Origin of the sequence: Salinicoccus halitifaciens (assembly GCF_021026095.1) — a bacterium.
In the GTDB taxonomy this organism is placed as follows: Bacteria; Bacillota; Bacilli; order Staphylococcales; family Salinicoccaceae; genus Lacicoccus; species Lacicoccus halitifaciens.
In genome coordinates this window covers 882313-908559 of record NZ_JAJNCU010000001.1, presented here as the reverse complement: position 1 = coordinate 908559, position 26247 = coordinate 882313, and the positions used below count along the sequence as shown (strand labels likewise).

Here is a 26247-nt window from a genome sequence, read left to right as displayed (position 1 = left end):
TACCGTGAAATTCATATCCAACAACAACATTACAGATCCCATGGTCAACCTGGCGATGGAGGAGTACGTACTGAGGGAAATCCCCACTGATGACTCATACTTTTTATTTTATGTGAATCAGCCGTCCATCATCATCGGCAAAAACCAGAACACCATCGAGGAGATCAATGAACCCTACATCCGTGAGCACGGCATCAAAGTGGTGCGGCGTGTTTCCGGAGGCGGTGCTGTATACCATGATGAAGGCAACTTGAATTTCAGCTTCATCACCGAGGACGACGGCGACAGTTTCCATAACTTCAAAAAGTTCACGCAGCCGATCGTCGATGCACTTCAGGATATGGGCGTCAATGCGGAACTGTCAGGCAGGAACGACATTGAAGTCGACGGAAAGAAGGTTTCCGGAAACGCGATGTTCACCCAGAAAGGCAGAATGTTCTCCCACGGTACTGTCATGCTCGACAGTGATATCAATGAAGTCCAGAATGCACTTAAAGTGAACCCAAAAAAAATTGAATCCAAAGGCATCAAATCAGTGAGCGCAAGAGTCGGCAACATCAATGACTTCCTGGATGAAAAGATAGATATAGAAGAATTCAAACGCCGTATACTGATTAAAATATTCGGTTCTCTGGAAGAAGTCGAAGAATACAAACTGACTGATGAAGACTGGGAAAAGATCAACAAGTTATCCGAGGAAAAGTACCAGACATGGGAGTGGAACTACGGCAGAAACCCCAAGTATAACTTCAATGCCTCCCATAAATTCCCGGCAGGACTTTTGGATATAAGATTCGAAGTCAATCAGGGCAGGATTGAACAGGCTAAGATCTTCGGGGACTTTTTCGGTGTAGGAGAAGTGGTGGATATCGAGGAGCGTCTTGAAGGTGTGGAACACAGCTATGAGGCGATCGACAATGCACTGAAAGATATCGACATCAGCCATTATCTTGGCAGGATCACGAGGGAAGAGTTCCTGGAACTTGCCGTATAAAATAAAATTAGCTGACTTTACTTATGTATGTTTATGATACAAAGTAAAGTCAGCTATTTTTTGTTGACGGGTGTAATTTATTCTTCATCTTCAGTGATCTCTCTCAACAGTTTAGTATAGGTATTGAACTTCTCTTCATCTCTTTCGATCAATGCTTCTTCAATCTTCTCTCTGTAAAGCTTAGTGTTGAAATCATCAAGCGCTTCCTGAAGCAGGATGTCCGCAGACAGGTCATTGATTGTGTTGATGAAAACGCGCAACTGGTTTACGGGATAGACTTGTTTACTCATAGTATTCCGCCCCCTTAATTTATCTTGTATAGAATTATAAAGGGTGCAATAAAGATTGTCAAATACGTTTTGAATATTTTGACAATTAAATATTGTAAAAATACTCTGTACAATATGTATTACAAATTTAATATAAATAGTCATTAAAAGTTAACAACTTAGTTAACATATGTTATATTATATTCATCAAACATAAAGGGGCAGGGCAATGAAACAATTTTATCACATCCACGATGAGACCATGTATATGTTGTCTGTAGGAAACAAAGGTTTGACTGAAACAAGGATAGGGGAGTTATTCGGCGGCGAAAGCGCCTTGTGTCTATCATCACCGAATAAGATCATGGAAAGGAACTGTAAGCAGTACTCTCAGAGCTACCCGGCCAGAAAAGAATTGACGAGGAAACTGACGGGGCTCAGTGCGAAATTGCCGATCATCATCGACCTTTTCGGTTCCATCATTTTCTTCTGCACACATTCGGACAGAGTGAATGAGAACAGCTGGTTCAATATAAAGCACATACATTCTTACAGGGACTATAATGGGAATACGAGGGTCAGATTCAATAATAATGAGGAAATCGAAGTCGATATATCATTCACTTCCTTCAACAACCAGTACCTCAATGCCCTGAAGCTGCATTATAAATTCAATCTGGAAAAAGAGAAGTATGAATTCAGTGAGATGGCGAAATATAAGAACAACAGCGCCGGCTATTACAGGGACGCTGCAGGGGACAGAGTCAGCGATGTTTCATACAAGGCTTACCTGCAGTATATAAAGGACGGCGAACCTCATAAGATGGACCACATTACATAAACAGCGTATAATGGACTTAAAACTACAGGAGTGGAAAGCATGCCATTTGTAAGAATCCAGCTGAAAGAAGGCCGTACGGCTGAACAGAAAGAAGCACTCGCACAAGAAATCATCAAAACGATGGATGCATCGAAATTTGCACCGAAAGAATCCGTCAGCGTCATTTTTGAAGACATGAAGCAGGAAGACTTTTATTCCGGTAAAAATATGTAATAAAGAACCCCTCATTTGAGGGGTTTTATTTTCCGATTTTCTGCAGTGAATGCTTACAGGCTTTGTATATCGAGCGCCAATACGCCGTCTATTTCCTTGGTCAGCTCATAGATTTCAGTCGTATACTGGCTCTCCGGCACCAACAGCCTCAGGTCGATCTTCTGGCTGCCACTTTCATAGCTTTTTATCTTAACATCCAAAATGGTGATATCCTTGCTCTCCTGTTGATTCTTCTCGTGCAATTTCTCCTCGACAATTTTAAGCACATCCGTCACCTTCAAGTTCTCATCGACATTCATTTTTAAAGACATCTCTTTATTCTGCAGTTTCTCAGGGCCGATCAACCTGAATATCCTCGGTATGAAATTGACGGCGATGATGAGGAAAAATACCGCAAAAGCAGCTTCAAAATAAAACCCGGCGCCCACAGCGATACCAAGCCCTGATGCGGCCCAGATCAAGGCTGCACTGGTCAAGCCTGATATGACATCATTTTTCCTGTGGAGGATGACACCTGCGCCAAGGAAACCGACCCCGCTTACAATCTGTGCCGCAAGACGCATTGGATCTATCGCATGGTAGGTTGGAGTGGCGAACTGCTCGAAGGACTGGATGGAAACGATTGTAACAAGACAGCTTGCTATACTGATCACCGAGCATGTCTTAAGGCCAAGCGGCTTATGTTTAAGCTTCCGGTCTATGCCGATCAGCATGCCGAAGATCAAGGCAAGGAATAATTTTAAAAGGACTTCCGAGTCAAAAAACATATGACTACCTCCTTCCGGCAGTGAAATACGAATAAACTCTCCAGGCACGATGTATGATGATAGAAACTGTAATCAGTCACTGTTTTAGTTTAATAATTATACCACTGCAGGAATCGACAGGGCAAAATGTAACCATCCTCAAATATATATAAAAGCTTTCCCCGTTGGTCATTGACAAAGAATTTTCTGAAATCCATACTATTATTAATAGTCAGCATTATTGGAGATGAAATCTTAAAAGCTTTGTTAGCAGCAGGAAAATAACTTTGTGGAGTGGATGAAATGTTTGATGAGAAATCAAAGGAATTACTGAGCGGCCTGCGTGTTCTGGAGATGGGGTCGCTGATCGCCGGTCCTTTCGCAGGCCGGCTGTTCGCAGACTTCGGGGCCGAGGTCATAAAAGTTGAAACGCCGGGTTCGGGTGATCCGATCAGGAAATGGCGGATGATGCACGAAGACACTTCACTGTGGTGGTACGTGCAGTCGAGGAACAAGAAGTCAGTGACGGTCGACTTGAAGTCGGAGGAAGGACAGGACATCATCAAAGACCTCATCAAGAGAACGGATATACTGATTGAAAACTTCCGTCCGGGCAAGCTTGAAGAATGGGGTCTCGGATATGAGGATCTTAAGAAAATCAATCCCAAAATCATCATGGTCAGAATATCGGGCTACGGACAGGACGGCCCTTACAGTAAGAAGCCTGGTTTCGGCAGTGTCGGCGAATCGATCGGCGGGATACGTAATATCACAGGGTATGAAGACAGGCCGCCGGTCAGGGTCGGCATCAGCCTCGGTGATTCAATTTCTTCATTATATGCGGTGATCAGCGCGATGATGGCAGTCTACAACAGAGACGTTGCAGGCACCGGAACCGGCCAGTTCATTGATGTGGCACTGTATGAAGCTGTGTTCAGCCTGATGGAGAGCATGGTGCCGGAATATGATTACTACAACTTCATCAGGGAACGCACCGGGAGTGCGCTGCCGGGCATCGTCCCATCAAATACATATCAGTGCAAGGACGGGAAGTATATTGTGATCGGCGGCAACGGCGACAGCATCTTCAAAAGGCTGATGACGGCGATAGGCAGGGAGGACATTAAAGAAGATCCGAAGTACCGCTCAAACGACGACCGGGCAAAATATCCGGAATTCCTGGACGGCGTCATTACGGAATGGACGCTTCAGCACACGCTCTCCGAAGCCCAGCAGAGGCTGGATGAATTCGACGTGCCGAACGGCCCGATCTACAGCATTGCGGATATTTTCGAGGATGCCCATTACCAGGCGAGGAACATGATTGAAGATGTGGAAGTCGAAGGCCTCGGGCAGTTGAAGATGCCCGGCATCATGCCGAAATTTTCCGAAACACCGGGTGAGATAAAGTGGGCGGGACCGAAGCTCGGTGAACATAATGAGGAAGTCTACAGGGACATCCTGAACTATTCTGATGAACATATGGATTATTTAACGGAGAAGGGGATCATTTGATGAGGAGTGAAAAAGCATGACCATACACATTCAGGAAGTCATACCGCGTGACGGTTTCCAGATGGAAAAAAAGTTCATAACGACGGAAGACAAGATAAAGACCATCAACCGGATCAACAGGACGGGGGTTTCGAAAATCGAGGTGACATCGTTCGTCTCCCCGAAGGCTGTCCCTCAACTGAGTGATGCCGAGGAAGTGGCGAAAAATATAGAAAGAAATGATGACGTCACTTACGTCGGGCTGGTGGCGAACCTGAGGGGCGCCGAGCGTGCTGCGGATGCCCGACTGGATGAAATCAACCTCGTCATGTCGGCAAGCGCCAGCCATAACAAAAAGAATGTAAACAAGACGCATGAAGAATCCTTAGCGGAATTCTCAAAAATAGCGGATTTCGTCAAAGGCAGCGGCATGAAGATCAATGGCACCGTTGCGACTGCATTCGGCTGCCCGTTTGAAGGTGCGATTTCAGAAGAAGCCGTGATGGACTTTATTAGGAAATACATTGACCTCGGCATGGACAGCATCACATTGGCGGATACGACCGGCATGGCCAACCCGAACCAGATCAAAAGGTTCATCACTGACGTGAAGGCGCATTTCGAAGACACGCCGCTGACGCTGCATCTCCATGATACACGCGGCATGGGCCTTGCCAATCTGCTTGCGGGCATAGAAGCGGGCGTGACCCGGTTCGATTCCGCCATCGGCGGCATCGGGGGTTGCCCGTTCGCCCCGGGAGCGAGCGGCAACATCTGCACAGAAGATGTAGTCCATATGCTCGGTGAAATGGGCATCCCGCACAATGTGGATTTGGATGAATTGATAGCCATCTCAAAAGATCTGCCGGATATCATAGGCAGATCGGACTATCCCGGGCAAGTCGTCAAAGCGGGCAAGGTGTCCGATCTCCATGAATTTTAAGTGAATTAAAGTTAAACTTATCAATATCTCAATCCCGCAGTGACGATACCATTGCGGGAGTTTTCATCTTCGGCGAAGGTTAAATATATGCAATGCAGGCTATTGATTATAAAGAGGCAGACCTTGGGATTCTCTCAATAGAAGTGAAGGGGATGGTATGATGCCTGATAAAAAACGTAATGAAGATATCGAATATATCATCGACAGGATAAGGAAACGAGAAAAAGAAAGGGCGGAGAATAAAGCTGCGAAAATGAAATCCCCAGGCCAGAAGCCAAAGGAAAGTGTATCCTCAAGTCAGCAGGTGCACAAAAGCAGTACTGAGAAAGAAGAAATACCGGATATGGAACTCGGATGTTACTTTTTCCTTATACTCCCTTTCGTCGCTTCCATATTATTTTTAATCATCTTGATCGCCCTGTTGAGATGAGCATCAAAGATCACCCAGTACAATAAAAGGAGTGGAATAATGGATTCAGGAAATTCATCAGTGGTGAAAGGGGAGGAGGCGATGATCATCGATGTCTCCCATCATCAACCCTCTGACTCGATTAATTATGAAGAATTGTCAAAACATGTGGATCACGTCATAATCAGAACGATGGACGCGGATGTTATTGACAGAGAATATGTAACACATCACAAAAATTTCAGGGCGCAAGGTGTACCGACGGCAGCCTATGCGTTTGTCCGCGGCCAGAATGACACCCATATGATCAATGAAGCAAAGATGTTCTGGGACAGGACTAAAGACCTCGAACCGACCTTCTGGTGGCTGGATGTGGAAGCCGTCACACATCCCGATATGAGAAAAGGCGTGAGCATCTATGTAAATGAAATGCGGAAACACGGGGCTGAAAAGATCGGCCTCTATATCGCCCATCATCTGTATGAACGGCTGAATCTGGATACCGGTGAAGCGGATGCCGTATGGATTCCGCACTACGGATCCGGCAGTGCATCAGCAGACAGCACCCCGAAATTTCCGGCGGATATCCATCAGTATACCGACCAGGGGAAGCTGCCGGGTTATATGGGGAATCTTGATTTGAACAGGATCATCAGTGATAAGCCGCTTGAGTACTTTACAGGAACCAAAAGGAATATTTAAAAAACACTTTAAAATAAAAACCTCCTGCCAATATCGGCGGGAGGTTCTTCTGGTTACGGCAGTATATGACCTGCAGCTTTATAGATCCGGTACCATTCTTCGCGGGTGAGTTTAGTATCGGCAGCTTTCGCGATGTCTTCAAGCCTCGATGTATCCGTCGTGCCGACGATGGTCTGCATATCGGCAGGGTGTCTGAGTATCCATGCGACTGCCACCGCATTTTTGGTGATGCCGTGGGACTGTCCGATGTCTTCCAGTACATCATTTAACACTTTGTATTTTGGATCATCCATGATGATGCCGTCGAAGTATCCGTAATGGAACGGTGACCACGCCTGCAGTGTAACATCATGCAGGCGGGCATGATCGAGCAGGCCGCCGTCACGATCTGCAGCACTCTCAAATGGCGTATTGGTCTGCATGCGGCTGTTGATCATATGCGGTGCACCGGCGCCGAACTGGACCTGGTTCGTGATGAGTTTATGGTCCGTGTGCTTCTGGACGAAGTCGAACTGAGCAGCATGGAAGTTGCTGAGGCCGAAATGCCTCACTTTTCCGCTGTCGTGCAGGTGGTCGAAAGCTTCTGCAATTTCCCTCAGCTCCATCAACGCGTCCGGACGGTGGAGCATGAGAATATCCAGGTAGTCCGTACCGAGACGCTCGAGGATGCCGTCGACGGAATCCAGTATATGTGATTTTGAAAGGTCGTAGTACTGATCTTCTTTCCTGGTACTGTTGCCGGCATGACGGATGCCGCATTTACTCTGTATCAATATATCTTCACGGTTCACTTCTGAAGCGAGAATTTTACCGAACTTGCGCTCACACTCACCGTCGCCGTAAATGTCTGCGTGGTCGAACAGGTTGATGCCGAGTTCAATCGCCCTGTTAACATGGGTGGCGAGTGCTTTATCTTCCATATCAGCGATGCGCATGCAACCGAGTACGATCTTTGAAGCTTCAAGTGTTGAACCGCCGAGCCTGATTTTTTCCATTTGTCTATCACCTCGGAATTATTCTATCATAGTTTGCCTGAGAGCAAATCGTAGAATGGAGAAGGTCTGTACAAGACCAATGACGGTGGATTTAAGCGCAGCAATCAGGGTATGTCAAAGATGAAAAAACAGATAGCTATTATGTTTTCAGATAATTATGATAAAATTACTTTAAGGATTTTTACATTTTGATTCAAGATTTGAAAGTCTCATTTGATTTTTGATTCTGGGTTTCAACGGCTGAATTTTAACATATTCAGTTCAATATCTTATAAAAGGGGAGGAAAAACAATGGAGAAAGTTTCGTGGTCAAGGGTAATGTTCATATTGATGCTGGTCTTTGTACTGGCTTTGGCGGCATGCGGCAATGATGAGGCGTCAGATGAACCAACCGATGAACCGGACGCTGCAACAGAAGAAACCGATGACTCGGATAACGCAACAGAGGAAACTGATGATTCGGTTGCTGAAACAGAGGAAAGTGCTGACGAGGGCGCTGATGAAAGTGCAGATACGGACGCACAAGCTGAACCGGCAGAAACTGAACCACAAGTGACTGATTTTGAACCGGCATTTCTAGAACAGACAAGAGCACCTGAAGTGGTGACTGAAGCAGAACTTGATGTGGAAGTGGTTGTTGAGGATCTTGGTGTGTCCTGGGGTATGGAGGAGTTTGATACAAACCGCTTACTTGTTACACAAAGGGATTCAGCAGAACTTCTTATTGTAAACCTTGAAGACGGTTCTGTTTCAGATCCAATCGAAGGTACGCCGGAAGTGAATAACGAAGACCAGGGTGGCTTGCTTGATGTAGCCATTGCACCTGATTTTGAGGAATCAAGGTTGGTATTTTTGACGTTTTCTCAAGATATTGAAGGTGGTACTGTTACTTCTGTCGGTAAAGGTGCTTTATCAGAAGACGAAGCCTCACTTGAAGATTTTGAAGTGATTTTCCAGGCAACACCGGCATATGATGGTACCTTGCACTATGGCGGACGTATCATCTTTGATGATGATGAGAATTTATTCTTAACAACTGGTGAACGTTCAGATGACCCGATCCGCGAACGTGCACAAGACTTGGATGCATACTTAGGTAAAGTCATTCACATTACACAAGATGGGGAACCAGTGGATACGAATCCATTCATCGAAGATGAAGACGCACTGGACGGGATTTACAGTTACGGTCACCGTAATACTCAAGGGGTGGACTTCCATCCTGAAACAGGGGACTTATGGATTGTTGAATTCGGTCCACAGGCCGGGGATGAACTGAATATCATTGAACCGGGTAATAACTATGGATGGCCGGTTGTTTCCTACGGTATCGAGTACACCGGTGAACTGGTCAATGAGGGCATTTCAGAACACGAGGCGCAGGGCTTTGTTGAACCAAGATATTATTGGGATCCGACAAGTGCACCAAGCGGTATGTCATTCTATGATAACGACGCAATTCCTGAATGGGAGAACAACTTGTTCATCGGTGGACTGGCGCCGAACTATATTGTACGTGTCATTATTGAAGATGACCTCATCGTTGGGGAAGAACGTCTTTTAACTGAAGAAGGCGAACGTTTCCGTGATATTCTAGTAACTGAGGATGGCGCGCTTGTTGCTAGCACTGATGGCGGGCTGATCTACAGAATTACTGCAGCAGGTGAAGGTGAATAATTTATTATTTTATTAATGCACTTTACAATATTAAAAAAGCAGGCATCCATGGAAATCCAGGAATGCCTGCTTCTTTTGCTGCCTGTGCAGAGCCAGGAAAAATAAAAAAGCCGCTAAACTTATCGTTTAGCGGGTATAAATTAGGAGCGGAGATGGAGGGATTTGAACCCTCGCGCCGCGCAATGCGACCTATACCCTTAGCAGGGGTACCTCTTCAGCCACTTGAGTACATCTCCATATGGCTCCACAGGTAGGATTCGAACCTACGACCGATCGGTTAACAGCCGATAGCTCTACCACTGAGCTACTGTGGAATAATAAATGTTTTTCAATCGAACATTATTAATTATAGCAACATGACCCTGCCTTTTCAATGGCAAATGCGCATTTATTAAGAGAAATTTACACCTTGTTAATAAAAGGAGGGGTTTTATGGATAATGGCAAGTCCGTCGTGAAAACGGGTGTGGGGTTCGGCACTGTGCTGGCGATCACGATATCATGGAGCCTGCACCAGTCGATCCTTTGGGCGATCATCCACGGTCTGCTGAGCTGGATTTACGTTATATATTATATACTGACGAGATGATGGGAATAAAAAAAGACCGGGAGTCCCGGTCTCAAGTTTCGAATATATTTTCTCGTAGTTGAAAATGATTTGATACAGTACTCAAGCGTACTAATTTTGGGGGGCCAATAATTATTAACTGATAATCATTTTCAATTAGAATTATATTATAAATGAGAATCGTTGTCAATTGAATATATAAAAATCCATAGGGAAATTATACACTAATCTTGACTCTGTTGCCTGCAGGGTCTTCGGAGAAGGTGCCTTCAGGTGTTTCTTCAACAATATAACCGAGGGATTTCAGATTGTTCACGGTCTCTTCAACCGCTTCCTCAGTATGGTACTTTATAATATAATGATTCAGTCCGACGCTGTTTTTGGCGGGTTTCGGTGCACCCACGCCATTCCATACGTTCACTGCGATATGGTGATGGTACTTGCTGAAGCCGAGGAACGCTGCCTGAGGGCCGAATCTTAAAATCATCTCGAGGCCGAGTCCTTCAGTATAGAATTTCACGGCATCTTCAATGCTGGAAACATGAAGGTGCAGGTGACCCATGACGGTTTCTTCAGGCAGGCCGTTGAAAGGCTGTCCTTTATAAGTCGACATCACGTCCTGTACATCCAATGGTTCCGTGACCATGTGGACTTCGCCATTGTTCCAGGACCATTCTTCCGGTGCACGGTCGCGGTAAACTTCAATGCCGTTGCCATCCGGATCATCAAGGTAGAGTGCCTCACTGACGGCATGGTCGGAAGCGCCGAGTCGGACATCCTTTTCCGCCAGGTGTTTGATGAAAGCCGCAAGGTCGGAGCGGTCGGGCAGAAGGATCGCAAAATGGTACAGCCCACTTGTACGGTGTCTGTTTATAGGGTTTGAAGGCTCAACCAGTCTGAGCAGTGTAGTTTTGCCGTCTGCAGTCAGCTCTGCCTCTTTACCCGTCTGGGACTTCACCTTGAAGCCGATTACCTCCTGATAGAAATCGAGGGATTTCTTTAGATCACTTACATTTATCGTTACTTCAGAAACATAATTTACAGGTGCTTTATGGAAATTCATTTATATCCTCCTCATTAACTTACTATACGTTAGTAAGTATAATATAAACAACAGATATAATCAAGTTATGTATTTATCTTTTAAAAGAAAGGTGCATATGATATAATACTTGAAAAGGAAGTGATAGCTATGAGGCAAGTTAAAAGTGAAATGTGCCCTCGTTTTGAAAAGGCTGTTAATATTTTAAGTCAGCGCTGGACGGCGCTCGTCATATATCAGATGCTGGACGCACCAAGGCGCTTCGGTGAAATACAGTCGGCAATCGGCGTAAGCGGTAAAGTTTTATCTGACAGACTGAAGCATATGGAGCAGGAAGGCCTGATCAAAAGGGACGTTTATCCTGAAACGCCTGTGGTCATTGAATATTCATTGACTGAAAAAGGTGAATCACTGGAGCCTGTACTGAGGGATATTGAGAACTGGTCGCAGGAATGGATCGAGACGCCGGACACTGAAAAAGAAACTGTCGAAAAGTGAAGATTTGTGAAATGAAAGAGCACCCGGGAGTGATTTCCCTGGTGCTCTTTTCATTCCGCCCATATGCCGGCATTCTCCAGCTGAGCGGCTGCTTCCGCCGCCTCCAGGCGATCCAGATAGCTCGTATTCGGCGGGTGTACATATCTCACCTCGGCGAGCCCTTCCCGGATGAGTATTTCATTGACCATCTCACCGTCTGCGTAGATGTAAGCCAAATATCTGCCGTAATCATCCGTCAGGGGACCGACATCAAATTCGACCTCCACAGTATCCGCGTCAGTCAGAAGTTCCCGCACCCTCTCCGACGCTTCGACGGCGTAGGGCTCGGGCATGCCGGAATTTGTCCGCACTTCAGGCGTGTCGATAATCAAATACCGGAAGCTTTCACTGCTGCCGTTGAAATTGAAACGCGTCGTATCACCGTCGATGAATTGATCGACAGTCACTTCATGGAATACACCGAGTGTATATTCCTCCGCATCATTCTCCGCCCCTGAAAAGAGATAGGTGATGCCGGCGATGACAAGGACCAGGATGAGTCCCGGCCAGCCGAGCTTTTTGATCATCCGCCGGTTCCTTTTATTATCGAGTGCGCTGACATCGAATTTTCGGTTCTGCCTCATATTGAACATCCTTCGTATGAAATCATTGCTTTTCATTATACTACATATACTTACAGTAAATAAAAAGTGTTGACCCTGACGCAGCGTCATAGTTTAAATTGTAATTAAGGGAGGTGCGGACATGAAAATAAAGGAAGCAGCGGCACTGACGGGGGTGAGCGTCAGGACCCTGCACCATTATGATGATATCGGTCTGATCAGTCCGGAGCGGTCGGGGGAGAATGCCTACCGTGAATACACGGATGCGGACCTTGCCAGGCTGCAGCAGGTTTTATTCTTCAAAAAGCTGGGTTTCAAGCTCTCCCACGTAAAAGAGATCCTCAGCCGGCCGGACTATGACCAGGAAGAGGCGCTGAGGATGCAGAAGGAAATGCTGCAGGAAGAGCAAGCGCGCATTACTGAGATGATTGAAACAATTGATCTGACGATCAGAGACTTGAAAGGAGAGATTGAAATGACGAGTGCGGATAAATTTAAAGGCATCGACTTCAGCCGCAACCCTTATGAAGCGGAGGCGAGGGAGCGCTGGGGAGATGAAGCGGTGAACCGGGCCGGGGAAAAGCTCGAACAGATGGGTCCGGAACATGCGAAGGAACGGTTTGATGAAATATATTCGAGGCTGGCCGAAATCAGGCATATGGATCCTGCATCGGTTGAGGCGCAGGGCAGGATAGGGGAGTGGTATCATTTCCTTAATGAAATGGGCGACTATACGCCGGAAATGTTCAAAGGACTCGGGGATATGTATGTCGAAGATGAGAGGTTTAAAAAGAAAATTGATCAATATGGCAGCGGCCTCGCTCGATTCATGCGGGATGCCATGGCTGAATTTTATGACCAAAATAAATAACCCCGTAAGGGGTTATTTTTCTGCCATCATACTGTGGATTTTTCGGAACGTGTTCACATTCCGTACTGTCATATGCTTGTAGATGTCGGTGCCGACCATTTTGGAGATGCCGCTCCTGCCCGCATCCCGCTTCCAGACGGACCAGAGCACTGCACCGGGGCTGTATATGACGGTGTCGATGCCCGGGCGTATCTTCAGGCTGTCCATAATGGAGGCGTCGTCTATCTCCTCCCATAAGAACATGACATCACTTTTCATCTCTTTATCATTTTGCCATGAATCAGGAAGGACTTCACCGATCGCCTCGATTTCCGGCCTGCTGCGCACGAGCACTTTGATATCCAGGCTGAAGTCCTCCTGGATCGCCGTTTCAAGTAGGCCGGGGAGTGCTCCTTTCGGTGTGCTGTCATCGGTGAAGATGATATTGCCGGAATTGATGTAGGTGACGACATCTTTCATGCCGGAATTCTCGAAAGTGGTTTTAAGGGTTTTCATATCAATCTTATTTCTTCCGCCGATGTTGATGCCGCGGAGGAGGGCCACATATCTCATGCACATCGCTCCTTTTAAGGTTTAAATGTCTGCAGATTCATGCTGGAAACTGTCGAGCAGTGCCCTTGCCTCGTCGGTCGACCGGGTATTCATGAGTGCATTCCTCAGTTCCGCAGCACCCCTGAACCCTTTGACATAAATCTTGAAGAAGCGGTGGAGCGGTGTGTATTTGCGCGGTTCGATCTCGGAGTACTCATCGAACAGATCGAGGTGGACACGGAGCAGGTTCAAGAGCTCCTCACTCGTATGCTCTTTTGCCTCATGCTCGAATGCGTAGGGATTTTTGAAGATACCCCGGCCGATCATGACGCCGTCCACGCCGTATTTCTCCGCAAGCTCAAGCCCTTTGGCGCGGTCGGGGATGTCCCCGTTGATTGTCAGAAGTGTGTCTGGTGCGACTTCATCACGCAGTTTCTTGATCTCCGGAATGAGCTCCCAGTGTGCGTCCGCCTTGCTCATTTCCTTCCTTGTCCTGAGGTGGATGGAGAGGTTCACGATATCCTGCTCCAGTATATGCTTAAGCCAGTCATGCCACTCGTCCACGTCGGTCATTCCGAGGCGTGTCTTCACGCTGACGGGGAGTCCGCCTGCTTTCGCAGCTTCAATCAGTTCCGCGGCGACGTCCGGACGCCGGATCAGGCCGCAGCCTTTTCCATCTCCGACGACGTTCGGCACCGGGCAGCCCATATTGATGTCGAGCCCTTTGAATCCGGCCTCGGCCATGCCGATGCTCATTTCACGGAAATGATCCGGGTTGTCCCCCCATATATGTGCAACGATCGGCTGCTCGTCTTCTGTAAACGTCAGGCGCCCGCGCACACTCGCTTTCCCTTCCGGGTGGCAGTAGCTTTCAGAGTTCGTGAACTCGGTGAAGTAGACATCCGGTGCCGCAGCTTCGGCCACGACATGGCGGAATACGACGTCCGTCACATCCTCCATCGGCGCCAGCACGAAGAACGGGCGGGGGAGCGCATGCCAAAAATTCTCTTTCATAATAGTACAATCCTCTCAATGGCTCCTTATATCCAATGATATACCAGCCTGTAAAATAACATATATATTATACCAGAATTTTGAAAGGAGAAAAATGACTTAACATAAAAATCCCCCGTAAAGGGGGATTGTTTATGAATCCAACCGTCTGATCTCCATATCGAGATCGTCGACGGCCGGTCCTTCGATCACTTTGCCGTCGTAGTTGAAGCGGGAGCCGTGGCAAGGGCAGTCCCAAGTCTTGTCTTCGCCGTTCCAGCCGAGGCTGCATCCCATATGGGTACAGCGGTTGGAGACGACGTAGTAGGAATCGTCTTCGCGGTAGACGCCTTTTTTCTTCATGCCTTCGCTGGCAACGGTGCCCTGGCCGCTGTCGAGCTCGATCGATTCGATGTCCGGATGGGAATCCGTCATCTTCTTCGCTTCAGATTCGATGATATGCAGAGGATTCGTGATGTGCTGCTTCAGATGCTGGAAGGCGGTCTGCTTCCTGTGCGGATCGAGCAAGTCTGCATACTCATTATCATCCCCGGTCATCAAATCTTTGATGATCATCGATGACAACACGCCGTTCGTCATCCCGAATTTATTGAAGCCGGTCGCGACGAAGCGGTTATCGTGCGATTTCTGGAACTTGCCGATGAAAGGCAGTGAATCCCCCGTCATCAGATCCTGCGCACGGTAGGCGTACAGGGTTTCTTCATTCATCGTCAGCTGATCTGCATACAATTTCAATATTTCAAGCTGCTTGTCCATATCTTTATCTTCATATGACATATGGCCGGCTCCGCCGAAGAGCACCGTCGGTGTCTCCTTCGATGGGTTGACGATATTACGTAAGGAAAGCCCCGGACCGTCATGACCGCTCATATTGATGTCTTCGGGCGGCGGGGTGGTGGTTGTGGTGACCAGGCCGTAACCGTAGCTGATTTTGAAACTGTTGAAATAAAAACCATCGAAATCAAGGAACGGGAAGTGGGTGGCAATCACAAGATTTTCAAAATTGATCTTTTGACCGTTTTCAGTATGGAGGGTGTTTTCGTCGACAGATTTTGCGCGTGTATGTTCATATACTTTAACGCCGCTGTCCACTGCGACATCCAGCACGCCCTTTAAGAATTTCAATGGATGGAATTCCGCCTGGTTCTTCATCACCAGTTCAGCAACGGTTTCAAACGGCAGTTTGAGCTCTCCTTTGGAGAGGTGGCCCTCGATGCCGAGTGAGTCATACATCTCCGCTTCCTTTTCCAGCTCTTTTATGGATTCTTCATGGACCGCATATATTACAGTGTCCACACGTTTGAAGTCGCAGTCGATATCGTGCTTCACAGCCACGTTTTCCATCTCGGTGATGGCCGCCATCTGGGAGTCGTAATATTTACGGGCGGACGCTTCATCCATCTGTTTTGCCAGCTGTCCGTAAAGCACCCCCTGCTGTGCAGTGACCCTCGCGGTGGTGTTCGCTGTCGTGCCGCTTAAGATTTCATTACCTTCAATGATAGTCACGTCATAACCTTTCAGCATGAGCTGATAGGCATTCATGATACCGGTGATGCCGGCACCGACGACAAGCACCTCGGTGTCGATATCCTCCTTCAGTTCCGGGAATTCGGGGAGATCAACAGAAGCACTCCAAAAAGACATTTTGACATCCTGATTCTTTTCCATTCTCATCCTCCTAACATTTTTATATATGCAATACCCATAATGGCGGTTGGATAATTATCACCGGCAATAATTAAGAAAGTGTAAATTTGTTATTAAAACATGGTGAATAACACTTGAAAATCCGCCTGAGAAAGTATAATATAATATTCAGGCGTTAAATAACGCATTAATAATATTACCGCGGGATGGAGCAGTGGTAGCTCGTCGGGCTCATAACCCGGAGGTCGTTGGTTCAAATCCAACTCCCGCAATTTTTTTATTTTCAGTGGTCCCGTGGTGTAGCGGTTAACATGCCTGCCTGTCACGCAGGAGATCGCGGGTTCAATTCCCGTCGGGACCGCCATATTTTTTTGAGTACATATGCTGGTCCAGTAGCTCAGTCGGTAGAGCAAAGGATTGAAAATCCTTGTGTCGGCGGTTCGATTCCGTCCTGGACCATTCAGAATGGCGGTTGTGGTGAAGTGGTTAACACACCGGATTGTGGTTCCGGCATTCGTGGGTTCGATCCCCATCAGCCGCCCTTAAAGCACCATGCGGGTGTAGTTAAATGGTATAACCTCAGCCTTCCAAGCTGATGTTGTCGGTTCGATTCCGATCACCCGCTTTTGTTACTATTCCACAGTAGCTCAGTGGTAGAGCTATCGGCTGTTAACCGATCGGTCGTAGGTTCGAATCCTACCTGTGGAGCCATGGCCCCTTGGTCAAGCGGTTAAGACACCGCCCTTTCACGGCGGTAACACGGGTTCGAATCCCGTAGGGGTCATATTAGAAGTGTACATCACACTTCTATTTTTATTGTGGACAGCTGGCCGAGCGGCTTAAGGCGCACGCCTGGAACGCGTGTATACGGCAACCCCGTATCGAGGGTTCAAATCCCTCGCTGTCCGTACTTTTTCTTGAAACCATCCGATCTTAGGTGATCGGATGGTTTTTTGTATATTAGAGAGTGAATCCTACTTTAAGGTCCCGCTGGGGTACACGCAAACCATAAAAGCCTCTTTTGTATCATTATTTGATATACTTGATAAGTATGATACTAGGAGGAGACTAATGGAGAGATCGACTCATAAAAGCAACTTGGACCGTATAATAGAACTCGCGAAGGATATGAAGGGGAACGAGAAGTCGAATGCGCTCGTTGAAATGGTGAATGAAGCGGATCTGCATCAATATGATCTGATGCGGGATCACGGGCTCGCTGAATTTGAGTGCAGCGCCGCCGGCGGAAACTGGCATTTCCTGAGCCAGGCACATCTCACCGAAAGGGGACAGCTGTTCATCAACATATTCGGTGACGAGGAGAATCATGCCGGTGTCAAAAAGTTGGCCAAAGCGCAGGATGAGAGGCTGAATGATCTGTCCCTCGATGATGTGATGGAACTGGGGACAGCTCATCTGGAAGATAAATCAGAAACGTGAAATTGATATTTTAGGTTTCACATGATTAATAAATGGAGGTGCAGGCCATGCACTTCTATTTTTATTGAGAAGAATCGCATTTTATATATAAACCGGTTCTTTAGCATTAAATGGCTGAAGGTCTTATAATATAACATTGTACTTAAAAGTTTTTGTGGGTGAAAAGATGAAAAAGAACCAATATGACTTTACGACAGGGCCGATTTTAAAGCCCTTGATTTTATTCTCAGGGCCTATAATGCTGACGAACCTTCTGCAGACATCATTCCAGATCGTCGACAGCCTTTGGGTCGGGAACATCCTCGGAGCGGAAGCGCTGGGGGCCGTGGCGGTGGCGACGACGATTCTTGTGACGGTGCTGTCGTTCATACTCGGTCTGAACAATGCGGCCCTCACCATATTGTCCCAGCAGTACGGACGGCGGGATGATGCGGGGCTCCGGAATTATTTGAATGCTTTCATCGTCATCATGTCGATGATGTCGGTGGGCTTCGGGATTGCCGGCTACATATCTGCAGAACCTCTGCTGCGCCTGATCGGCACGCCGGAAGCCATCATGGACATGGCCGTTACATATTTGCAGATCAGTTTCCTCGGCATGTTCTTCCTGTTCGGATATAACTTCATCAATACGGTGCTCCGCGCACTCGGCGACAGCAAGACGCCGATGAGGATCGTCCTGATTGCGGTCATCATGAATGCTGTACTCGCACCGCTCTTCATGTTCGTGCTTGACCTTGGCATCGTCGGTGCGGCGCTTGCGACCGTCATTTCCCAGGGGCTCGCCTTCCTATACAGCATCCAGCATTCATTCAGGCACAGGCTGATTCCGTTCAGCCGTCCAACACTGCCGAAGAAGCACGAGGTCAGCCTCATACTCTCACTAGGCATACCGGGCGGCCTGCAAATGGCCGTCATCCATGCCGGCATTGCCGCGATACTCAGCGTTGTGACAGGCTTCGGCAGCGACACCGTCGCCGGCTTCAGTGCAGCACAGAGACTGGACAGTCTGATCATGCTGCCGGCGATGGCACTCGGCACCGCAGTGAACAGTATGGCGGGGCAGAATATCGGCGTCGGCAACTGGTCGCGGGTGAAGAAGATCGCAAGATATGCATCACTGTACAACTTCGGCCTGATGGTCAGTGTCGCCATCCTCGCAATCATATTTGCAGAGCATGCCATCCGGCTGTTCATCCAGGATGAAGCGGCTGTGGCATTCGGCACGACCTACTTGAGGACAGTGGCACTGTGTTATCCGTTCCTCGGTTTGAATTTCGTGCTGAACGGCATCGTGCGGGCATCCGGTGCGATGTATCAGGTGCTGATACTCAACATCATTTCATTCTGGATACTGAGGTTCCCGCTCGCTGACATCTTCTCCTCATTATATGGGGAGACCGGCATCGGGATCGGCATGGGCGTCAGTTTCATCATCAGCAGCGGATTTGCATATCTGTATTATAAATTCGGCGGCTGGAAGAGGAAAGTTCTGTTCAAAAATTGACAGATGCACCGGTCCCCATGTCCACTGGAGGAGGGGTCCGGTGCTTCTGTACTTTGCCGCCAAGGATTTCGTGGATTTTTACCATATTATTTAATGAAAAATTGCAAAAAGGTATTTATGATTTTGACATTCACTGCTATAATGTATAAGTAATGCAATCAAGCCATTGCAACTTTTCGCCGACATAGTTTAATGGTAGAACACAGCCATGGTAAGGCTGCGATGCGAGTTCGATTCTCGCTGTCGGCTTATCTTAAAATCAGAGCGCTATTCATTCCATATGGAACGAGTAGCGCTTTTTTGATATCGTTATGAGTACAAAGAAGCCCGGGAGAATGTCACTTCCGGGCACTGATGGTTTTATACCAGCAGCCATATGAAGCCGCCGACCAATACAGCAATACTTACAATGAGTACAATCCAACTGAAACCCACTGCATTTTTCTTCTCATCTTTTTCAGGGTGGACTTTTCGCTTCTCGGCCAATATCATCAACCCCTTATGATTTTATCACTCCGAGTCTTCTTCATCCGGATTTTCATCACCGGCATCTTCTACAGTATTATCCGCTTCAGTTTCCGTCTCTGTGCTGTCATGGTCTATCTCATCTTCGTCAACACTTTCACCTGAATCCTGGATGGTATCAAGAGCGTCCTCTGAACGATCAGCATCATCCACTTCGGTGCCGCCTTCAGTATCGGTTGTTTCCTCAGTTTCATCCGGCGCGTCATCTCCACCGCAGGCACCTAATACCAATACGGAAGCCAAGCCGCCGGCAAGTAAATATTTCTTGAAGTTCATTTATAAATCCTCCCATTATTAATAGATTTATATCTACTATACCCATTGCCGGGGATATTAAAAACGTATTACATACCAAAACCATGTAATAGGACACTGTATCATTTTGACAATTATATTTAATTTTACTCAATCATCACTATAATATATGCTGTATAATTATATTAATAACATATTATAGGAGGCGGGAGCAGTGGGTATTATTTTTTTACCTTTAATAATCATCGGGGTGCTGGTCACTTTCGGGATTTATCTGGGGGCGCTTTACAGAAGAAGCGTGGACGGTGACTCGCAGAATGATTTATGGAAAGGCACCATGATATCTGCATCGGTGACAATCTTGCTTATGCTCTTATATGCTGCAATGAGCAGCAGTGTCGGAATGGCGGATATATTCACCGGCATACTTTTATTGGCGTCTGCCGGCCTGGTACTGTCTCTTTTGTTCAACAAGAACTATAAAAATAAATATAATGAAAGAGGCAAATTCAACCGTACGACGGGCATCACGCTCGGTTTGATGGTGTTGTCATTTGCCGTGATTGGTCTGTCTGCAGATCCGGAGGGAAGAGAAGAGCACCTGGACAGTGGGGAAATCGCTGTTGAGGCGGGCATCGATGAAATGACTGAGGAAGAAGAGGCTGAAACCGAGCAGCCGGCCGAGGAAGAGCAAGCTGCAGAAGAAGCCGAAGCCGAGAAACAGGCAGAGGAAGAAAAAGCTGCAGAAGAGGCCGAAGCCGAGAAACAGGCTGAGGAAGAGCAGGCTGCAGAAGAAGCCGAATCTGAGAAACAGGCGGAGGAAGAGCAAGCGGCCGAGGAAGAAGATGCCGTCAAAGATGGTTTGATACCTGTTCAGCTGTACCGTGTAGTGGACGGCGATACGGTTCATGTCATCGACGAGGATGGCAATAATCTGAACTTGAGGTTACTGTTGATCGACACACCGGAGACCGTCCATCCGAATGAGCCTGTGCAGCCATACGGTCCGGAGGCTTCTGAAAGGCTCACGGATCTCCTGAGTGGGGCGGATCAGCTGTATATAGAATACGATGAGGGCGATAAACAGGACCATTATGGAAGGGAGCTTGTCTATCTTTATGCAGACGATGTGAATGTCCATGAAGTACTGCTTGAAGAGGGGCTGGCCAGGGTCGGTTACATCTATGAGCAGCAGCGGTATCTGGATGATTTCAGGGCTGCCGAGCAGTATGCGAAAGATAACGGACTCGGCATCTGGTCCATTCCGGGTTATGTGAATGAAGACGGTGAAGGGTTCAACTACGAAGAGGAACCGGCCGCAGAAGAGCCTGCTGATGATGGAGCGGGCACCGGCACGGGATCCTATAATTTCGCCAACTGCACCGAGCTGCGTGAAGTCTTCCCGGACGGCGTGGCATCCGACCATCCGGCATATCAACCGCAGATGGACAGGGATAACGACGGTCATGCATGTGAGACAAGTTCTTCCAGTCCGGCGGAATCTTCCGTTGAAGAGCCTGCCGATACTCCGGCAGATTCAGGGAATTATAACTTCGCCAACTGCACCGAGCTGCGTGAAGTCTTCCCGGACGGTGTGGCATCCGACCATCCGGCATATCAGCCGAAGATGGACAGGGACAATGACGGTCATGCATGTGAATAAATAAAAGGGCTGACGGATTATTTTCCGTCAGCCCTTTTCCATTTAATTGATGGTCTGCACGCGATGGTTCGTCTCACTCGGAGCTTTCTTCCTTCTTGTGGGATCGAGTCTTCTTTCAATGAGTCTCAGGATGATATCCACAATCACTGCAATGATTGCAATCGGGACCGCACCGGCGAGTATGAAGACCGTACCGTCGGAAGCATTCGTTCCGCGGATGATGACGTCTGAGAGGGTGGTCGCACCGATGAATGAACCGACAGCAACAACACCGATTGCGACGACAAGTGCAATCCTTAAGCCGCCGATGATGACCGACAGTGCAAGCGGCAGCTCCACCATGGTCAGCACCTGGTTGCGTGTCATGCCCATACTTTTACCGGCATCCTTGATGTTCGAATCGACGTTCGATATGCCGGTGTATGTGTTCTTGATGATGGGCAGGAGGGCATAGAAGAATACGGTGACCACTACCGTGGTGCTGCCGAGCCCCATCACGAGCATCATGATGGCGAGCATCGCGATGACGGGGATCGTCTGAATGATGTTTGTCAATGTGATGACCAGTCCGGAGAGCTTTGAAAAGCGTGCGATCAGTATCCCGACGGGTATGCCGACTATGGAAGCGAAAATCACTCCGTATACTGACATCAGCAGATGATTGAAAAACAGCTCAAACATGTATCCGCCGTTCACGATATAGTAATTGAAAAAGTCCGTAATGATATTTCCAGTCATGAATGATCCTCACTTTCCAGATTCTCGAAATAATCGTTTGCTTCCAAAAATTCCTCGGCGACGATCGCAGGCTCTTTGCCCTGGCCGTCTGCTTCATAATTCAGCTGCTGCATCACGTCCGTCGTGATGATGCCATCAAGCTTGCCCATGGTATCCGTCAGTTCCGGATATTCATCGAGCAGCTCTTTTGTGGCAAGGGGTGCAGCGTCATAAGGCGGGAAGAACTGTTTGTCATCTTCCAGGACGACGAGATCGTAAGCTGCGATGCGGCCGTCGGATGTATAGCCGAGTGCCACTTCCAGGCTTCCGGTGTCAAGTGCATCATACACGAGGCCGATCTGCATCGGGCTGATACTGCCGAATGAAAAGCCATAATGCTCCGTAAACCCCTCATAACCGTCACCGGGGCGGTTCAGCCATGTGGTATCCACGCCGAAACGCAGTTCATCGTTGTATTCCTCGAGGTCGGAAGTCGTCTCGAGGTCATATTCCTCGGCTGTCTCCTTCGTCACCATGAAAGCGTAGGAATTATCAAAACCGTATGAATCGAAATATATCTGATCGAACTCTTCTGCGAATATTTCTTTTGCAGTCTGCATCGCAAGCTCAGGGTCATTGATCGGTTCCTGACCGAGCGGGCCGGTCATTTCCGTCCCCGAATACCTGATTGCAGACATATTGGCATCACCATTCAATACTGCGTTATGCTGCAGTGTGGATGCACCGAGGTTGTTGATGATCGTCGGGTTCAATTCACCATCCGAATCATGTTCAATCATGAGTCTCACGATATGTGCCATAATCTGCGATTCACTTGTATCGAGTGAAGTGATCCTAATCGGGTCATCCGCGCCTCCGCCGAGACCCGGCAGGCTGCATCCGGACAATACCAGCAAAGCGGTCAGCACCATGATGAAAACTTTCTTGAATTGTTCCACTGTAATAAAACTCCTTCCTTTTTATCTGGATACTTTAAGACCTTTCGGTACCGACCATTTTTCAACGAATGACAAAACCACATCTGTAATGAGTGCAATGGATGTAACCAGTACGGCGGCGACGATGATCATCATCGGCTCATATAAGTTCAGCCCCTGGAAAACATAGTCACCGAGCCCGCCTGCACCGATATAGCTTGCGAGTGTCGCCCAGCTGATGACATACACGCTCGATAAGCGCACGCCAGACATGATATAGGGCAGGGCCAGCGGGAAATCGACGGAACGCATGAGCTGCATGTTCGTCATGCCCATGCTTTTTGCGGCCTCCTTCACTTCACCTGAGATGCTCTGCACACCGATGATGGTGTTGTTCAGCATAGGGAGGAGGATATATGCCGCAAGCGCAATGATCGCAGGTGTTTTTCCGATGCCGAATAAAGGTATCATCAAAGCGAGCAGGGCAAGTGTCGGGATCGTCTGCAGGACGCCTGCGGTCGTCAGTATGATGCCGGCAAGCCTTTTATTCTTCGCGATCAGTATGCCGAGCGGCACCGCTATGACAATTCCGATCACAAGCGCAAAAATTGAAATGTAGAAGTGCTCCAAAGTCTTCTCAAGCAGTTCAGTCCTGTTTTCCATTATGAAATCCATCATCGGCTATCAGCTCCAATGATTTCATCTTCTCCCCATATGGATTCATAAACGATGTCGACCAGGTTGGAGCGGGTGATGAGCCCTTTAAGTATATTATTTTCATCCACGACTGGTATGTTGCGCACGTTCCGCTTCAGGATGGTGCGGATGGAATCCTGGAGTTTGGAATCCAGTCTCACCCTGTAAACATCGCGTTCCATGATGTCGATCAGCTCCGTGTTTTTGCGTACGCCTTCCTGGATGTCCTCTATATCCAAATAGCCCAGGAGCTTCTGCTCGTTATTCACCACGAAAATCGTGTCGATCCGCTTATCCCGCATGATTTTGACCGTGCTGCTTAATGACTCGTCGACTTTGACGGTGACCGGCACTTTCATCACTTCTTTTACTGTACGTATATTAGGACGGTCCTGCAGCAGGCGGTTCTCACCGATGAAGTCCCGGACGAAGTCATTGGCGGGGGCCCGCAGTATATTGTCCGGCGTGTCGAACTGCAGCACTTTGCCTTCAGACATGATGCATATCCTGTCTGCCAGTTTGATTGCCTCATCCATATCGTGGGTGACGAAGATGAATGTCTTGTTCAGTTTTTTCTGAAGTTCTTTGACGAGATCCTGAAGCGTGTCACGTGTAATTGGATCGAGGGCGCCGAAAGGCTCATCCATCAGGATGATATCCTGTTCCGCTGCGAGGGCGCGTACAACGCCGATGCGCTGCTGCTGGCCGCCTGACAGCTCGGATGGATACCTGTCCAGGAATTCTTCCGGGAGATCGACCAGCTTGATCAGTTCCCTCGCTTTTGCCTCTTTCTTCTCCTCGGGCCATTTCAATAATTTCGGCACGAGTACGATATTTTCCTTGATCGTCATATGGGGCATCAGGCCGATCTGCTGCAGCACATAACCGATCTTCCTGCGCAGCTCCACCGGATTCATCTTACTGGCATCCTTGCCGTTGATCATGATGGTGCCTGAGGTGGGCTCTATCATCCTGTTAAGCATTCTTAAGGCAGTCGTTTTACCGCTGCTTGATGTACCGATGAAGGCAATGAATTCCCCATGTTTAATATCCAGGGAAAGATTATCCACAGCTTTTGTGCTCCCCTGGTAAACTTTTGTTAATCCTTTAATACTTAACATATGCTTTCTCCTTTTAGTGAAATTTGTTACATTCTTCTTATTATACCAAATATACGCTCAATTTTGAAATTCGCTTACAAATAATGTGTATGTGAAATGCAACTAAATGGATGTTTATTTCAGCTGATGCCGTTCTTTGAAATGACAGAAATGGCCGTATGGATTTTTCAGCCGAATAAATATATAGTGGAAGTATGTAATCAATGGACAGGAGAGAATGAGGATGAGAAACATTCAAGTGGATACGCCCGCACTGTTGATCGACCGTGAAATCTTGAAGCAGAACATCACTTCCATGCAGGAGTATGCCGACCGGAAGGGTGTTAATTTAAGGCCGCATACCAAAACCCATAAGATGCCGAAGTTAGCCAAAATGCAGATGGAGGCGGGTGCAACCGGCATCACGGTGGCAAAAGTCGGGGAAGCGGAAGTCATGGCCGAATCCGGCATTCGTGACATCTTCATCGCGAATCAGATCATCGGCAGATCGAAGGTGGAGCGGATACGTAAGTTATCCGAATCCGTCAGCATCTCCTTCGGTGTGGACAGCAACTACAGTGTGAAGGAGATCGATGAAGTATTCGAAGGTGCGGATGAAAAAGCGAATGTTCTGATTGAAATCGAAGTGGGGGAGAAGCGTTCGGGCATCATTCAGCCGGATGATTTCACCGCCCTGCTGGATGAAATAAAAAACAGCCGGAATGTGAGCTTTAAAGGAGTCTTCTCGCATGACGGCCATACGTATAAAGCAGCCACAATCGACATCCTGAAGGAACTGTACGATGACAGCACGGCCAGGACACTGCACTTTGCAGGTCTTGCACGTAATCATGGGATGGCATGTGAGGTGGTGAGCATCGGTTCCACGCCGCCGTTCGTACTCGGATTCGACATCCCGGAAGGCATCACTGAAATCCGTCCGGGCACTTATATACTGATGGATGGCTCCCAGGCCAATGTACTCGGCCATAATGACACGTGTGCCGCAACAATCCTCACGACCATCATCAGCAAACCGACAGATAAACGTGTGATCACCGATGTCGGAGCAAAGGGCATCACCCAGCAGCACAGGAAGGTCGGGCTGACCGCAACGAAGGGGCTCGGTAAAATCGTCGGATTCGATGATGTACATGTCGACAGTGTCTTTGATGAACATGCTATCATCTATGATAAGAATTTCAGTGATGCAGTGGAAATCGGCGAAAAAGTCGAGATCATAATGAATCACATCTGTCCGGTCTCGAACCTTTACGAAAAAGCATATATTGTGGAAAATGGTGAAGTGGTGGATGAAGCTGAAGTTTCTGCGAGAGGGAAGCTGCAGTAG

The 26247-nt window shown here is 47.8% G+C and carries 28 protein-coding genes, 11 tRNA genes and 2 pseudogenes; 25 read left to right on the top strand and 16 right to left on the bottom strand.

The features are described from left to right. The first annotated feature begins 4 nt into the window (after positions 1-4). Positions 5-994, top strand: coding sequence for a lipoate--protein ligase (locus LPW40_RS04640; protein ID WP_230821023.1), 990 nt, complete (start codon positions 5-7; stop codon positions 992-994). Between the two features lie 77 nt (positions 995-1071). On the opposite strand, the gene LPW40_RS04635 is transcribed toward LPW40_RS04640, so the two are convergent. Next, on the bottom strand, positions 1072-1284 hold the full coding sequence (locus LPW40_RS04635; RefSeq protein ID WP_230821022.1) for an IDEAL domain-containing protein: 213 nt from the start codon (positions 1282-1284) through the stop codon (positions 1072-1074). 208 nt (positions 1285-1492) lie between these two features. On the opposite strand from LPW40_RS04635, the gene LPW40_RS04630 reads away from it, so the two are divergent. Continuing rightward, complete coding sequence (locus tag LPW40_RS04630) at positions 1493-2104, top strand: competence protein ComK (RefSeq protein ID WP_230821021.1); 612 nt, start codon at positions 1493-1495, stop codon at positions 2102-2104. Between the two features lie 39 nt (positions 2105-2143). Next, the gene (locus LPW40_RS04625) at positions 2144-2317 is read left to right on the top strand and encodes a tautomerase family protein (RefSeq protein WP_230821020.1); all 174 of its coding nucleotides are present in this window, start codon (positions 2144-2146) and stop codon (positions 2315-2317) included. A 53-nt stretch (positions 2318-2370) separates the two neighbouring features. Here LPW40_RS04625 and LPW40_RS04620 read toward each other — a convergent pair whose 3' ends face one another. Beyond that, positions 2371-3084, bottom strand: a complete 714-nt coding sequence (locus tag LPW40_RS04620) for an MgtC/SapB family protein (RefSeq protein WP_230821019.1) — start codon at positions 3082-3084, stop codon at positions 2371-2373. Between the two features lie 282 nt (positions 3085-3366). Here LPW40_RS04620 and LPW40_RS04615 point away from each other — a divergent pair, with 282 nt between their 5' ends. The 4 genes from LPW40_RS04615 to LPW40_RS04600 all read left to right on the top strand — a co-directional run bounded on the left by LPW40_RS04615 (position 3367) and on the right by LPW40_RS04600 (position 6611). Then, the gene (locus tag LPW40_RS04615; RefSeq protein ID WP_230821018.1) at positions 3367-4578 is read left to right on the top strand and encodes a CaiB/BaiF CoA transferase family protein; all 1212 of its coding nucleotides are present in this window, start codon (positions 3367-3369) and stop codon (positions 4576-4578) included. A 16-nt stretch (positions 4579-4594) separates the two neighbouring features. Beyond that, the gene (locus tag LPW40_RS04610) at positions 4595-5500 is read left to right on the top strand and encodes a hydroxymethylglutaryl-CoA lyase (RefSeq protein ID WP_230821017.1); all 906 of its coding nucleotides are present in this window, start codon (positions 4595-4597) and stop codon (positions 5498-5500) included. A 160-nt stretch (positions 5501-5660) separates the two neighbouring features. After that, on the top strand, positions 5661-5930 hold the full coding sequence (locus LPW40_RS04605; RefSeq protein WP_230821016.1) for a hypothetical protein: 270 nt from the start codon (positions 5661-5663) through the stop codon (positions 5928-5930). Between the two features lie 39 nt (positions 5931-5969). Further along, a complete protein-coding gene (locus tag LPW40_RS04600; protein ID WP_230821015.1) occupies positions 5970-6611 on the top strand; it encodes a GH25 family lysozyme in 642 nt (213 codons plus the stop codon). Positions 6612-6664: 53 nt separating this feature from the next. Here LPW40_RS04600 and LPW40_RS04595 read toward each other — a convergent pair whose 3' ends face one another. Beyond that, the gene (locus LPW40_RS04595) at positions 6665-7606 is read right to left on the bottom strand and encodes an aldo/keto reductase (RefSeq protein WP_230821014.1); all 942 of its coding nucleotides are present in this window, start codon (positions 7604-7606) and stop codon (positions 6665-6667) included. A gap of 291 nt (positions 7607-7897) precedes the next feature. On the opposite strand from LPW40_RS04595, the gene LPW40_RS04590 reads away from it, so the two are divergent. Next, on the top strand, positions 7898-9283 hold the full coding sequence (locus LPW40_RS04590; RefSeq protein WP_230821013.1) for a PQQ-dependent sugar dehydrogenase: 1386 nt from the start codon (positions 7898-7900) through the stop codon (positions 9281-9283). Between the two features lie 147 nt (positions 9284-9430). Here the strand turns inward: LPW40_RS04590 and LPW40_RS04585 are convergent. Both LPW40_RS04585 and LPW40_RS04580 read right to left on the bottom strand, forming a co-directional pair. Further along, a tRNA-Ser gene (locus LPW40_RS04585) sits at positions 9431-9519 on the bottom strand. Positions 9520-9522: 3 nt separating this feature from the next. Further along, positions 9523-9597 (bottom strand) — tRNA-Asn (locus LPW40_RS04580). Positions 9598-9715: 118 nt separating this feature from the next. Here LPW40_RS04580 and LPW40_RS04575 point away from each other — a divergent pair. After that, on the top strand, positions 9716-9871 hold the full coding sequence (locus LPW40_RS04575) for a hypothetical protein (protein ID WP_230821012.1): 156 nt from the start codon (positions 9716-9718) through the stop codon (positions 9869-9871). A 196-nt stretch (positions 9872-10067) separates the two neighbouring features. On the opposite strand, the gene LPW40_RS04570 is transcribed toward LPW40_RS04575, so the two are convergent. After that, entirely contained in the window at positions 10068-10913 is an 846-nt protein-coding gene (locus LPW40_RS04570) for a VOC family protein (protein ID WP_230821011.1), read from the bottom strand. Between the two features lie 129 nt (positions 10914-11042). On the opposite strand from LPW40_RS04570, the gene LPW40_RS04565 reads away from it, so the two are divergent. Next, entirely contained in the window at positions 11043-11390 is a 348-nt protein-coding gene (locus LPW40_RS04565) for a winged helix-turn-helix transcriptional regulator (RefSeq protein ID WP_230821010.1), read from the top strand. Positions 11391-11440: 50 nt separating this feature from the next. On the opposite strand, the gene LPW40_RS04560 is transcribed toward LPW40_RS04565, so the two are convergent. Next, on the bottom strand, positions 11441-12013 hold the full coding sequence (locus LPW40_RS04560) for a thermonuclease family protein (RefSeq protein WP_230821009.1): 573 nt from the start codon (positions 12011-12013) through the stop codon (positions 11441-11443). A 121-nt stretch (positions 12014-12134) separates the two neighbouring features. Here LPW40_RS04560 and LPW40_RS04555 point away from each other — a divergent pair, with 121 nt between their 5' ends. After that, a complete protein-coding gene (locus LPW40_RS04555) occupies positions 12135-12863 on the top strand; it encodes a MerR family transcriptional regulator (protein ID WP_230821008.1) in 729 nt (242 codons plus the stop codon). Positions 12864-12875: 12 nt separating this feature from the next. Here the strand turns inward: LPW40_RS04555 and LPW40_RS04550 are convergent, their stop codons facing one another. The 3 genes from LPW40_RS04550 to LPW40_RS04540 form a co-directional block, all read right to left on the bottom strand. Next, positions 12876-13415 carry a DUF1697 domain-containing protein gene (locus LPW40_RS04550; RefSeq protein WP_230821007.1) on the bottom strand — a complete coding sequence of 180 codons (540 nt, stop codon included), beginning with the start codon at positions 13413-13415 and terminating at the stop codon, positions 12876-12878. 21 nt (positions 13416-13436) lie between these two features. After that, on the bottom strand, positions 13437-14408 hold the full coding sequence (locus LPW40_RS04545; protein WP_230821006.1) for a tRNA dihydrouridine synthase: 972 nt from the start codon (positions 14406-14408) through the stop codon (positions 13437-13439). 132 nt (positions 14409-14540) lie between these two features. Next, positions 14541-16076, bottom strand: coding sequence for an FAD-dependent oxidoreductase (locus LPW40_RS04540; protein WP_230821005.1), 1536 nt, complete (start codon positions 16074-16076; stop codon positions 14541-14543). Between the two features lie 179 nt (positions 16077-16255). Here LPW40_RS04540 and LPW40_RS04535 point away from each other — a divergent pair. The 11 genes from LPW40_RS04535 (at position 16256) to LPW40_RS04485 (ending at position 19251) form a co-directional block, all read left to right on the top strand. Further along, positions 16256-16327, top strand: a tRNA-Met gene (locus LPW40_RS04535). 16 nt (positions 16328-16343) lie between these two features. Next, positions 16344-16419 (top strand) — tRNA-Asp (locus tag LPW40_RS04530). A gap of 22 nt (positions 16420-16441) precedes the next feature. Next, positions 16442-16514: transfer RNA gene (locus LPW40_RS04525), tRNA-Phe, on the top strand. A gap of 9 nt (positions 16515-16523) precedes the next feature. Then, positions 16524-16596 (top strand) — tRNA-His (locus LPW40_RS04520). A gap of 13 nt (positions 16597-16609) precedes the next feature. Further along, positions 16610-16680, top strand: a tRNA-Gly gene (locus LPW40_RS04515). A gap of 11 nt (positions 16681-16691) precedes the next feature. After that, positions 16692-16766 (top strand) — tRNA-Asn (locus LPW40_RS04510). Position 16767: 1 nt separating this feature from the next. Beyond that, positions 16768-16839 (top strand) — tRNA-Glu (locus LPW40_RS04505). Positions 16840-16875: 36 nt separating this feature from the next. After that, positions 16876-16963, top strand: a tRNA-Ser gene (locus LPW40_RS04500). A gap of 163 nt (positions 16964-17126) precedes the next feature. After that, entirely contained in the window at positions 17127-17495 is a 369-nt protein-coding gene (locus tag LPW40_RS04495) for a hypothetical protein (protein WP_230821004.1), read from the top strand. A gap of 166 nt (positions 17496-17661) precedes the next feature. Beyond that, on the top strand, positions 17662-19002 hold the full coding sequence (locus tag LPW40_RS04490; protein WP_230821003.1) for an MATE family efflux transporter: 1341 nt from the start codon (positions 17662-17664) through the stop codon (positions 19000-19002). 178 nt (positions 19003-19180) lie between these two features. Beyond that, positions 19181-19251, top strand: a tRNA-Thr gene (locus LPW40_RS04485). Positions 19252-19362: 111 nt separating this feature from the next. Here the strand turns inward: LPW40_RS04485 and LPW40_RS13580 are convergent. After that, complete coding sequence (locus tag LPW40_RS13580) at positions 19363-19497, bottom strand: hypothetical protein (protein ID WP_269063201.1); 135 nt, start codon at positions 19495-19497, stop codon at positions 19363-19365. A 15-nt stretch (positions 19498-19512) separates the two neighbouring features. Then, positions 19513-19803 (bottom strand): hypothetical protein, encoded by a 291-nt coding sequence (locus LPW40_RS04480; RefSeq protein WP_230821002.1) that lies wholly within the window; start codon positions 19801-19803, stop codon positions 19513-19515. Positions 19804-20119: 316 nt separating this feature from the next. On the opposite strand from LPW40_RS04480, the pseudogene LPW40_RS13675 reads away from it, so the two are divergent. Beyond that, positions 20120-21247: pseudogene (locus LPW40_RS13675) on the top strand (thermonuclease family protein); the annotation flags it as partial. A gap of 81 nt (positions 21248-21328) precedes the next feature. Continuing rightward, positions 21329-21445: pseudogene (locus LPW40_RS13740) on the top strand (excalibur calcium-binding domain-containing protein); the annotation flags it as partial. Positions 21446-21487: 42 nt separating this feature from the next. On the opposite strand, the gene LPW40_RS04465 reads toward LPW40_RS13740, so the two are convergent. The 4 genes from LPW40_RS04465 to LPW40_RS04450 are packed head-to-tail and all read right to left on the bottom strand — an operon-like array spanning position 21488 to position 24917. Continuing rightward, positions 21488-22183, bottom strand: a complete 696-nt coding sequence (locus tag LPW40_RS04465; RefSeq protein ID WP_230821001.1) for an ABC transporter permease — start codon at positions 22181-22183, stop codon at positions 21488-21490. Further along, positions 22180-23121 carry an osmoprotectant ABC transporter substrate-binding protein gene (locus tag LPW40_RS04460; RefSeq protein ID WP_230821000.1) on the bottom strand — a complete coding sequence of 314 codons (942 nt, stop codon included), beginning with the start codon at positions 23119-23121 and terminating at the stop codon, positions 22180-22182. The genes LPW40_RS04465 and LPW40_RS04460 overlap by 4 nt, the downstream gene beginning before the upstream one ends. A 21-nt stretch (positions 23122-23142) precedes the next feature. After that, on the bottom strand, positions 23143-23778 hold the full coding sequence (locus LPW40_RS04455) for an ABC transporter permease (protein ID WP_230820999.1): 636 nt from the start codon (positions 23776-23778) through the stop codon (positions 23143-23145). After that, positions 23775-24917 (bottom strand): betaine/proline/choline family ABC transporter ATP-binding protein, encoded by a 1143-nt coding sequence (locus tag LPW40_RS04450; protein ID WP_230820998.1) that lies wholly within the window; start codon positions 24915-24917, stop codon positions 23775-23777. Before LPW40_RS04450 ends, LPW40_RS04455 begins: the two co-directional genes overlap by 4 nt. Positions 24918-25140: 223 nt before the next feature. Here LPW40_RS04450 and LPW40_RS04445 point away from each other — a divergent pair, with 223 nt between their 5' ends. Beyond that, complete coding sequence (locus tag LPW40_RS04445; RefSeq protein WP_230820997.1) at positions 25141-26247, top strand: alanine racemase; 1107 nt, start codon at positions 25141-25143, stop codon at positions 26245-26247.